The organism is Caballeronia sordidicola, from assembly GCF_002220365.1.
GTDB lineage: Bacteria > Pseudomonadota > Gammaproteobacteria > Burkholderiales > Burkholderiaceae > Caballeronia > Caballeronia sordidicola_C.
The window spans coordinates 1-10,538 of record NZ_MTHB01000166.1; the positions used below are offsets into that span (position 1 = coordinate 1).

Consider the following 10,538-nt stretch of genomic DNA (forward strand, 5'->3'; position numbering starts at 1 on the left):
ATCCGTACCTCCCGCTCTACTGGGAAGAGGCAGAAAGATACCCTTATTTTATTCTTGTGGACGGAAAGGTAGCTGGGTTTGCTCTGGTTAGAACATTGACCAATGCCCCGTTGTTCGAGATGGCTGAATTTTGTGTCTCGAAGTCGTATCGCGGACAATCAATAGGGCGGGAGGCCGTGCGCGCACTCTTCGAAATGCATGCAGGTGATTGGCGAGTAACAACGATGCTCGATAACACTGAGGGTCTAAAATTTTGGCGTTCGGTCGTGCCGGTTGGTACGCCTGTTGTTCTCAGCGATGGGCCCGACGAAGATCCTTGTATGCTGATGTTGTTTAATACGGGGCCGCGTTAAATCGTAGCGGAATTCACAGCCATCTTGTCGGCTTCGGCCGAGAACGTGTGCGCCGCGCAGCCGACTTGCGAATCATCAATGGACCTTTGAAGCGGCCATAGATGTAGCGTTGGCTCCAATAGCGGCTGCGGATCGACCCGCAACGGCCATCATCTGGCTGAGTGCGGCCAAAAACCGTCGTTGGCCTTCCCGCTTAACCTGACTTCCACACGGCGCCTTTAGTCCAAAAAACAGCCATCCGAACGTGTCATCGTCGGGGCTGGGACAATTCAACGGGCGACGCTTTTCCCGTGGACCATCAAGAATTTGTCAAGCTGTCTGAGTGTAGGAACATCGCTCCCTGGCCAGGCTTCCATCAAATGCTTTAGAAGGTCCTGCAGCTGCAGCAGGTCTGCGAATTGACTCGGCCTCTTCTTGCCATGGTACGCAGGATCAATCGAAGTAATGAACCAATTCATAGAGCGGAAATTATGCTGATCAATGATGGGTACCTGGGTAGGGTAGGACAGGTGAGTCAGGAAAGCCGCTGTAATGAATCGTTCCCCTCCCGAACGTAGACGCTCGAAGAGTGCTTCCGGCGTCGCTATGGAAGGCCAATCGGTAGATTCCCAAAGTCGCGATACACGAACTATTTGAATCTTGTGTCGTTCCGGGTAGTTTGATTTCCCAGTGTGGCCGAATTTCCATTCGAGAGCCCGTCTTATATCGACGTCGCAAATATCCGAAGCAGTGGAAAAAACCTCTCGCAGTTCATCGTAGACGTGCTCCGGATACTTCAACGTTTCGTAGCGAGCGACAACGGCGGAGAGACTCGTCCGAACGTAATCCGCGATAGCGCTCGGACGTTCGAAAGTCATATTCCTATTTATTAGGTTCATCGTGGTTTATAGAGTTTGCGACGTCCGATTTGACAGACAACTTTAAGACGAGCGAGCGTCACTGAGCACGAAAATCGCAATCACTCGACGTCAATGTCTTCCTCGATTGGATCAAGCCCCAGCAGGTCCCACCTATCGATGTACTGTCCATCTTCATCATTGAAGATTCGTATCCGGTTGTTCTTGTTGCGCACGTGACCGTTTCTCCCCGGCGTGTCAGCCCAATCTTGGAACCCGCGCTGCAAAACTTCGGCAACGACATGTCCAGGAACCACGTGATATACCGGTGGTTTGTCGTTGACCATGTTCACGAAGACATAGAAATGCGTATCAGACAAAGACCGCTCGTCTTTATTGCTAAGCATCCAACTCCGTTTTTTTTTGCGGCTTGCTTTCACTTGAACAGCGGCATGTCGGCTGGATGAACCGTTAGTAACAACGATATCTGTCCCCCGGGTATTGCGCATCGTTAGCGATGCTATGTAGCCTCGGCGCGTAAGTTCCGCCGCGACGTAGTACTCTCCCGCAACGCCTGTGAGAACCGATGATGCTTTTTCCTTTGCCATTATTTTCACTCATTTGTTGAAAAGTATTCAGGATTTATTTTATTTTCGCTAGCGGCGACCATAGCGTCCGCCACGTTACATCGCGATCGTGCGAGAACCGTTTGCCGATAGTCAAACCCCGACACGGCAATTGCCAGACATTCTAACGTGCCATTACAACTGTTCGCGATGCAGTATCGAGCGGATCCGATCTGACCTGACCTGACCGACACGATATCTGCCTTGCCGCCGTCTTCACGGTCGGTGGTAAACGGCGAGACGGTTCATCCGCCTGAGACATGCCTAAGATCAAGGCATTTCGGCCGTTTGCAATTCGCGAGAGAATCGGCGGCGCCTATCACTAACAACGTCAACGCTTCAGTCCCGAACAGCCTTCATCGACGTCGTTGGCGGCCGTTCGATTCCGCGTAACCAGCGGCCGTTCGAAGCACCAAATGGTGATCGAACCGAACGAACGACCACAATAGCCAAACTGCTATCTCCGACACACTGGCGTGGATGGCCGGATCGCTCTGTTAGCAGCCCTCGAGTGTCCGACCGTTCGACCGGCGGCAATGGGTCGACTTCGGCCCGACGAGGGCCGAACAATGGCGGCTCCCTCTGCCAGTTCAACATCGGACCGGGTTCGGCCGAGGCTGTGACAAAACACAAAATGTGAAGGTTTTCGGGGGTCACTTTACCCCTCCCGAGGTGGCCCGAAGCCCGTATAGAGCGTTCTCGAAGGCCGCTTTTCACGGAGCCGCTGGCAGCCACGTGTTTTGACACAGCCTGGGCCACAACCGGTCAGTCACGAACGTCCGCTTCAGGTCCGGCTTCTATGCATTGGTTCCAGCGGACACCTACAGCTCGGATGCCTCGTTGATGACGGCCGGAATACTGATGTAGCCCACAGCGCGGCTCGCGTAGGACCTATGAAAGCCATTTGTCACGCGGTATCTGAAGCCAGAGCCATTGGGTAACGGTTCGACTGCCACCGGCGGCAGAGCGCACTCTGGTGACATGAACGCCAAGAGGACGGGCACCAACTTATACTTGCGGAACGGCTCCATGTCAGGGTCACGCCGGGGTGGTTGGATGTCTTCAATGGCCACAAGTTCGACCGCCCGGGTGCCAGACCAGGGATAGCACTTGCTCTCCGCGTGCCACGAATCAATTTCGCAGAAAGCCAGCCAGTCGGCGGGAATAACATAGTCGTCCATGATTACCAAGGGGCTTGGCTGGCAGCAATCATCCTTGATCGCATGTGCTCCTGTGCCTCGTTTAGTTCATCTGCTGTGTACAGTGCAAGGCCGTTGGCCGTCCTTGTTGCCAAGTAAGCATTGAACCACTCGAATGCCAAGGCGTTGGCCTCGTCTTCCTGGGCCTGGTTGGCTTCCGGTGTGATTTCACTGGGCGGCCGGTGGTCGCGTACTGCGTGTGCGACCTCATGCAGTACGACGAAGTTTAGGTAGCGAACTCCTGGGTGGTCTTCAGCCACAGGACCGCGCGGGATGACGCGGTCGGCAAGTACGATGATGTGCTTGCCTGCGGTGAACGCGCGCCCCAATCGGCGGCCGTCGGAGTCAGTGGTGGAAACGAAGGCGAACCTGTCGCCGTGCTCGTCCCAGATTTCGTCGGGGATGCAGTTAAGCGCATGCGCGATCCAGAAGTCGCCATCGTGTCCGCAGTTGAGTGATGCCATGGCCTCGCTCCTTTAGCCCAATGATAGAAGCCACCCCGTCGCGGCCCACTGTTGGAACAATTTTACAGTGTTCTTAGGCCGTTGAATCCAGGAGTCGGGCGACTGACTTCGGGCGTCGAATCGTACTAGGCGAAAGAGCAGATTGGGCGTGAGCGTGCGCTGTCGCCGAGCGGTGTTGGACGGCGGTTTCCTGGCAAGCTACCTCGCATCCGCGACCGGCCGCTATATTGGGTCGGCTTATTCGTAGTCCACGGGTGCATGTCCCGCCTTGACTGGCAGCTCGCTGCCAGTCCCACCAGTATCGATGAAAGCGGGACGGACTATCTATACAGGGTCGTCATGCGCCGACCACGTCAGGCGGTACCCGGCCAGAAGCGGTCACTCGCCAAGGACAGCTTGCGGGTAAGCTACCCGATTCCGCGGCTATTTAGCCAAACTTCCTTCACCAACAAGCTGGAGACCGGCTTTGAACAACCGCCTCGCGCTGTGCATTGGCAACTCTGAGTATTTGGACGCCGAGATCGATAACCTTCCAAATGCAGCGAACGACGCGCAACTCATCGACAGGACACTTCGGGCCCGAGGCTTTGATTCAGAGCTACTGACAAACGCGACAGGCTACGACATTCAGCAAGCCCTGGCGCGGCTTAAGACGAAGGCGGACGCTATAAGCAATACCTTCGCCATCATCTACTTCGCAGGACACGGTTTTGAGACGGGGGGACTCGGTTTCCTCGTGGCCGCCGACCAGCCTAGCCCTTTAACGTTGTCGGCGATTGCCGAATGGGGGCTCTCTACCTTGAGTCTGGTGGATGCCCTCGCTGAGGGTACTGGCCCGAAACTTATCATCCTTGATGCATGTCGAGCGGATGCAGCCGAGAAGGCTAGTTCGAATGAACTTCTTAGTTTTAGCGACAAGGCCAAGCGTCTGAAAATGCTATTCGAGGACGTCTTGGACACCGACGACTTGGTGTTCGCATTTGCAACCGGCGCAGGCAAACCTGCTGGGGATGGCGTGAACGGCCACAGCCGCTACTGCGAGGCTCTCGCTTCCGGGATGTTGTCCCACGACTGCACGCTCGATGAGCTCCTTGCCAGCGTTACCCAAAAGGTGATCCGCAGTACCCAGATCAAACAGCGGCCGTGGTATCTCTCGTCGCTGACCTCTCCAGTCTCGCTTTCAGACTTGCCGACGTTCCAAGCCGTTCCCTACGAGATCTACCGCATGAATGCCGATCAGTTTGCATACCGGGTCTACGCGATCGGCAACGGACACTTCGTGTATGCCGTTGATCGGGCGATCGTGGTTGCGTATGGCCATGAACGGCGCAAGTTCAAGTCGTTCAAGGAGGAGATTGCGACGCTGGCAACGTCTGGGACAGACGTGTACGTTCTATTGAAGTCGGGCGATGTCTTGCACGCGAACATCGGCGGGCAGTCCCCTGACGAATTTGAGATCATCCACAAAGCAGCGTTTGATGACTTCCACGCTATGGCCGTTTCGCCGGATGGATTGACATTGGCAATCGGCGGAATGCTGGGCTACGAGGTAGTCTGTCGCAGTTCCAGCGCATGGGCCAGCAGGGTACGACAGGAGACTCCAGGGCACAACATCTATAACGTGAAGTTCTTCAGCAACGACCGTGTCTTTCTCTGCGGATCTCTCGGACTGGTTCGGGATCTGCACGGGATCAAATCGCCGAGCTGCGAACTGAAATTCCACGATCTTTCGGTCACCGATATGAGTGACGTCACTGACATTGAGCTCCTGAAAGACGGACAAGAGTTCGTCGTCGTTTGCTCCAACGGATTGGTCGTGTTTGTCAGTCTCGACACCGGTGTAATCCTTAATAAGCTCATAGTCAACAACGCGGAGCTCGGCTTGGCTCACGACTACGGGAGTTTGCGGAACAACTTCACCCGCGATATTCTTGAGCTTTACTTCGGCGACCGCGATGCGTTCGAGGAGCATTTCGCCGACGACCCGGATCTCTTGGAAGGAATCGATTCGATAGTCGGGCGGCAGAGCTTAGTGTGCTGCACGAGGCTGCAGGACGATCGAATTTTGGCCATCGGCTCCGAAGAGGGCTTTGTCTTTTTGTTCGACGCTAGAGAGCGTGCGTTGTTCCGGACGCTCGATGTGGGAGGAGGCCGCGGCATCAACCTGCGCTGGCTTTGCGCGGACAAGCATTCCGACTCCTTCGCCACGCTGGCGGGCGACGGCACGATGACCCGTTACGTGGCGATCCCTCCGCGCTTCTGAGTCGAGCGTAGCCTCTCTGGCCCGATCTATCTCGCGGCGGCTGGCGCCAGCCAACGTAGCGAAAGCTGTTCGCTAAATCTAGGTCATCAACGTCTCGACATTGATCGGCTTGGTCACGCGGCCGTTAGCGCCAGTGGCTAGGCTAGCCTTCTGTTCGGAGCAAGACGCGCCTGTCGAGACCGCTACGATGGGCACATCCTCAAATCCACGCGTCGTGCGCAGACGTTTGGTCGCATCCGCTCCAGTAAGCACCGGCATCACGTTGTCAATGGGGAATTTGGTGAGGGTTACCGCCGAAGATGGAGTTGCGGTCGCCTGAAGCAGCTTTAAGGCGTGCCGATTCAATGACACCAAGTGTCCCCAGGATGAAGTGTGCGGCCCACCGCGTCAAAGGCGCACCCAAGTCTGGCCGATCTTCGCCAGCGACAGGTCGGTAAACGGCTCTGCGGCGGCAGCAGACGATCGGCTCCGGCTGCTCCGAACGTCGGGTATGGCGCCGCCAGTTTGACACCTGGAGCGACTGCTGTGGGTCGTTTTGCGACGGATCGTTCTGTCGGTCATGATGGTCAGCCGGGGGTGTGGCTTTGCTGTCTCCCGTCAGCATCGTTATGTCGGTGTAGAGAGAGTGGCGGTGCTGCAAAGCAGGCTGTGATCACCGACGCAAGTTGAACAATCGCAGAAGCTCTTCGCGTAGCTCGGAGATGTCCAGCACATGCTGTGCGCGCGTCACGGCCACGTATAAGAGTCGCATCTCGTCCTCGTCTAACGTTAGCCGCCCGTCAACGGTCTTAAAACGAAAATCGTTGGCTACCTTCACTCGTTTCCATTGCAGCCCCTTGGCGCGGTGCACGGTCGAAATCACATAGTCGGCGCTAGTCTCGGGCGTTACGCGTCGCGCGAGCTCCCGCAGATAGCCGGTGCCATACTCGTCGACTATTCGTACTATCGGTTCCAAGTCGCGCCCGACGGCGCTCTTGGCAAATGATTGCGCGTCCTTCCACGTCTCGAACAGCGAAAATGCCGCCGGCCGGAATGCTCGCTTGCCAGCCAGCAATTGATCGGCGCCGTCAGCGAACGCGGTGATCTCTGTCGGGCTCATGCGAATTGCCGGCTTGTGACCGGCTTCGACCCCCGCGGCCAAGTGCCAGATCGCCGTCACGTTCTTGCGACACAAAATGGCATCGACGGGCGGTGAGACACTGGGATCCTCCACCATGATTGAGCCGATGCCATTCTGACCGCGAATGGGTGTGCGCTCGCCGAGGAGCGACAGGATGCGACTCGCGAGTGCGGCGATCGTCGGTCCAAAGCGAAAGGATTCGGTGAGCGAACACTCGGGCGCTTCTATCTGAGCCATTGCGTTGACCGCACCGCGCCATTCGTAGATTTGCTGATAGGGGTCGCCGACGTAGATGATCTGCGCGTGACGCTGGAGGCCGAGCACTGAAAGCATGACACCATCGCTGTCTTGCGCTTCGTCGAACAAGATGAAGTCCGCCTCGATTCGCGGTTCAGTCTGCGCCCACACTTTCAAGTAAACGTCCGGCGCAATAGCGCTACGACCGCGTAGGTCCGTGCTTTCATTCCAAAGGCGCACTACGCAGGAAAGCAACGATTCGCGAAGCCAGTCGGCGGCCTTATCGTCAACCTTTTCATCGACAGGGATGTGGGATGCCTCCGGTCGCATCTGCGGCGAGCGACAAAACCTCCCCAAGCCATCGACGACCATTCGACCAAGTTCAAAAGGCGTGACTTCGACGGTTTTGCCGATGATGGTGGGCACCTCTACCGGACCGAGCCCGTAGCGCGCAGCCAGTTCGTGCGGCGGCTCGGAGGGCAGGTTCACGCGAGCGGTCAGGGCGGGAGCGACCGATGCATACGCGAGGGAATGCACCGTGCGTGCGCTGACGTTCGGCGGGAAGCCGCGGCGAGCGTGCTGAGCGATTTCCTTGTTAAAGGCGAGATAGCTGCCGCGCTTACCCGCAAGATGATCGGCAACTAGCCGTAGCGTCGAAGTCTTTCCCGCGCCTGCATACGCCTTAATCTTCAGATCACCTCCGCCAAGAACCGCATCTACGACCGCGTGCTGCTCGGGGGTAGGCTTAAACGAATGGGGCATGGCATGTGATGCGGAGCGGAGAAGCCTGTAGTGTGCCGGAAATCGGCTGTGGGCGATGAAGCCGCGCCGCAACTGATGTCCGTGATACGGATAGCGCGACCGCTGAATTCGCTTCGCGCCTTTCCCTTGACGATCGAGCTGTCCACACGCACCGCAGCTATCTACCGGGATGTGGACCCAAATCAGAGCGACACGATTTGTCGTAACAGTTCCAAGGCCTTGATTTCGTCCAGGCGACCACTACGCGCTTTGCCCGCGAGTGTCTTAATCAGCGCTTCCGCTATCGGTTCAATACCGAGCAGATCGTCTAAGCTGGTTGTCGATGTGAGACGGCGCGGCTCGCTGATGACCTGAGTTACGGAGGCTGGCGCGAGCTGCTGACCGGCGGCCGAGAATGAGACGTCCTGAACAGCGGGTCGTTGAATGGCAGGCTTAACGGCTGTCGGAACGGCTTGATCTAGTTGAGGGGGTAGGGCGGGCCGAGCACTCGACTTTTGCTCCTTCGCACCGGCAGGCTTCTTCACCGCCTTCGCTAATTGCTCACTCGCGGCGGCTGGCAGATCTTCACCTGCGGATGCCTGACGCGACGGGGGAGCCAGCAATTCCAACACCGACTCAGGGATGTCCGTTACTGAACGGGGAACATCCAGCCAACCTGTCGGCAAACCAAGGTGTTCCGTGAACCGATTTGCTTCGGTATCGTCGATACGTTTCTGTCCGTAAAGACGATTGGCCATGTTGGACTCGCTAATTTCCATCACCACGGCGAGCCGCACCTTCGATCCTTTGCGGGACGTGAGCACATGCAGGTTGGCGCGACGAATTTTTTCCAAAGCCGCGACGTCGTTCAGCGGCAAGGATTGTTGACTCCCTGTCTTTGACGACGCTTTGACCTTCGCGAGTGCCGATCGCGCCCGGTTTGGCATGACTGGCTTCGCTGGCGCAGTGTCGCTCTTCGCGACCGTTAGCGACCCACCATTTGTCTTCTTTGGCATTTCTGATTCTCTAGGCAAGCGATCGTTGAGGGTAGGGTGGTGATTGGCCTGCGTAACGGGAGCCGGAGTCAACACGCGCTCGTGCGCAATGTCGGGCTCGGTGTACGCATGAATGAAGTCCAAGGGCGACCTCAACCGTGCAACGGTCTCGGATGTGAGGACAGGATTGGATTGATCGAAAAACCCGTCCGGCAACCCAAGCGTCGTTTCGATATGAAAGGCTGTCTCAGGAGTGAATCTCTCGCCATTTAGCAATTCGGACACGCGCGCTAAGTTCGAGTCGAGTCCCAGCGCGATGTTCTCCGCGCCGACCGCATCCACCAACAACGCAAACGAACGTGTTTTAAAAATGGACGCAGTCTGGGCCGGGTCTCGAGCAGGTGGCGCTTTTACATATGGCTTATGCTGTCGGTGGGATGTCGCGTTTGAAGGCTGGTGCGATTGACGCTGGCCTTTGTCTCGGGATCCCGAGTATCGCCCGTTTGCTTGACTCATAAAGTGGGGCTCCCCGCCTTGAAATCACTATCAGTTTTAGCATTATAGGCGAGGGTGTGTTGATCCCCGGCGGACAAATCCGCACTGGGTTTCTAACAGGCATCTCAAAGTTGTTAAGACTGGAGGGCGCGGCTTGATCCAGCCCTCTACGCGCTGTTCGTTACCAGCGATGATGAGGGTCGAGATCAACAATCAAGGGCGCTGAATCTTTATCTGCGCCGCATGGCTCTTGCCAGCGCGATTCTCGACGCCGTGTACGCTGTTTGCTATGACCGGCCTATTCTTGTCCCCAAAACCCAGCTATGAAGCAGCGCTCGATTTTCTGCTAGCGGTCGTCACATGAATGCTTTGCATGAATGATGTGGTCGCTTGTCTCAAGCCTTGTATCGCCAGTCAATCAAACTACGCGACTCGCGGGGCACAGCGATTCAATTGGCGACTCCGTAGTCGCTTGGTTTTGTCCGACGCTTCCACCGGCCGCGTTTCGTTAAGAAGGATTTGCCCTGTGGATATGGTCTTCAATAGCAACAGAAACATCGAAACGCACGCTCACGATCAATTTCGGCTTTCGTCGCGTTTATCGAGGCGTGCAACCATTACACACGAACGAATTTTCCATCGAGATCTCCTTTGATTCGACGATCCCAATATGGACGCAATCTTCTGCCCGTCTTGTACTTACCGATATCTGTCGACTCCAGCGGTGCAAACCTAGCGAATCGATGTAACTACATCCGTGACCAGGTGCTACGCGTAATCAAACAGGCGAGCATGCACGTGATCCCACCCGGTGCTTCACGGAAATCAGAAACCGGCACTAATTTGTAATACTAACAAATGTTGACAATTACCTTATCTGAACACCGGAATGCGCCTGATTGATGCCGCCCTGGCCAAAGATGTCGTCGAATTCTTCGAACGAGAAGCATCGTTTCTCGAGCTTGAGCAGCACTTCACCCGATACGATCCGATCTTGATTCGTACCGCCGCCATTGCTGGCTTGCACGCAGGTTATCTCCTGAGTCCCGATCTGGTCACTCAGCCCTGGACGCTGAACTCCCGAATACAGCAGTATTCGAAGGCCGCGCATCGTGCGACGTAGCGATATCCCGGAACCGCTCACCGACGTCCAATCGTGGCCGTCCGTGGATCCGGGTGCGCTCGATTCATCGCGACGAGCAATCTACC

At 56.4% G+C, this 10,538-nt stretch carries 9 protein-coding genes; 3 read left to right on the top strand and 6 right to left on the bottom strand.

What is annotated here, in order from left to right; translation table 11 throughout:
- Positions 1-353: GNAT family N-acetyltransferase (locus BSU04_RS24910; protein ID WP_144021343.1), on the top strand; the 353-nt coding region annotated here is incomplete at its 5' end.
- A 958-nt stretch (positions 354-1,311) separates the two neighbouring features.
- Here BSU04_RS24910 and BSU04_RS24920 read toward each other — a convergent pair.
- The 3 genes from BSU04_RS24920 to BSU04_RS24930 all read right to left on the bottom strand — a co-directional run bounded on the left by BSU04_RS24920 (position 1,312) and on the right by BSU04_RS24930 (position 3,478).
- Positions 1,312-1,797 (bottom strand): hypothetical protein, encoded by a 486-nt coding sequence (locus BSU04_RS24920; protein ID WP_089163093.1) that lies wholly within the window; start codon positions 1,795-1,797, stop codon positions 1,312-1,314.
- A gap of 839 nt (positions 1,798-2,636) precedes the next feature.
- Entirely contained in the window at positions 2,637-2,996 is a 360-nt protein-coding gene (locus BSU04_RS24925) for a ParB/Srx family N-terminal domain-containing protein (RefSeq protein ID WP_089163094.1), read from the bottom strand.
- Positions 2,997-2,998: 2 nt separating this feature from the next.
- On the bottom strand, positions 2,999-3,478 hold the full coding sequence (locus BSU04_RS24930) for an ImmA/IrrE family metallo-endopeptidase (RefSeq protein WP_089163095.1): 480 nt from the start codon (positions 3,476-3,478) through the stop codon (positions 2,999-3,001).
- 466 nt (positions 3,479-3,944) lie between these two features.
- Between BSU04_RS24930 and BSU04_RS24935 the strand changes: the two genes are divergently transcribed.
- Positions 3,945-5,741 (top strand): caspase family protein, encoded by a 1,797-nt coding sequence (locus BSU04_RS24935; RefSeq protein WP_089163096.1) that lies wholly within the window; start codon positions 3,945-3,947, stop codon positions 5,739-5,741.
- A 78-nt stretch (positions 5,742-5,819) separates the two neighbouring features.
- Here the strand turns inward: BSU04_RS24935 and BSU04_RS48890 are convergent, their stop codons facing one another.
- The 3 genes from BSU04_RS48890 to BSU04_RS24950 form a co-directional block, all read right to left on the bottom strand.
- Complete coding sequence (locus tag BSU04_RS48890; RefSeq protein ID WP_089163097.1) at positions 5,820-5,999, bottom strand: response regulator; 180 nt, start codon at positions 5,997-5,999, stop codon at positions 5,820-5,822.
- Between the two features lie 394 nt (positions 6,000-6,393).
- A complete protein-coding gene (locus BSU04_RS24945) occupies positions 6,394-7,860 on the bottom strand; it encodes a UvrD-helicase domain-containing protein (RefSeq protein ID WP_089163098.1) in 1,467 nt (488 codons plus the stop codon).
- A gap of 182 nt (positions 7,861-8,042) precedes the next feature.
- Complete coding sequence (locus BSU04_RS24950; RefSeq protein ID WP_089163099.1) at positions 8,043-9,350, bottom strand: hypothetical protein; 1,308 nt, start codon at positions 9,348-9,350, stop codon at positions 8,043-8,045.
- Between the two features lie 868 nt (positions 9,351-10,218).
- Here BSU04_RS24950 and BSU04_RS24955 point away from each other — a divergent pair.
- A complete protein-coding gene (locus BSU04_RS24955; protein ID WP_089163100.1) occupies positions 10,219-10,452 on the top strand; it encodes a hypothetical protein in 234 nt (77 codons plus the stop codon).
- The last annotated feature ends 86 nt before the right edge of the window (positions 10,453-10,538 follow it).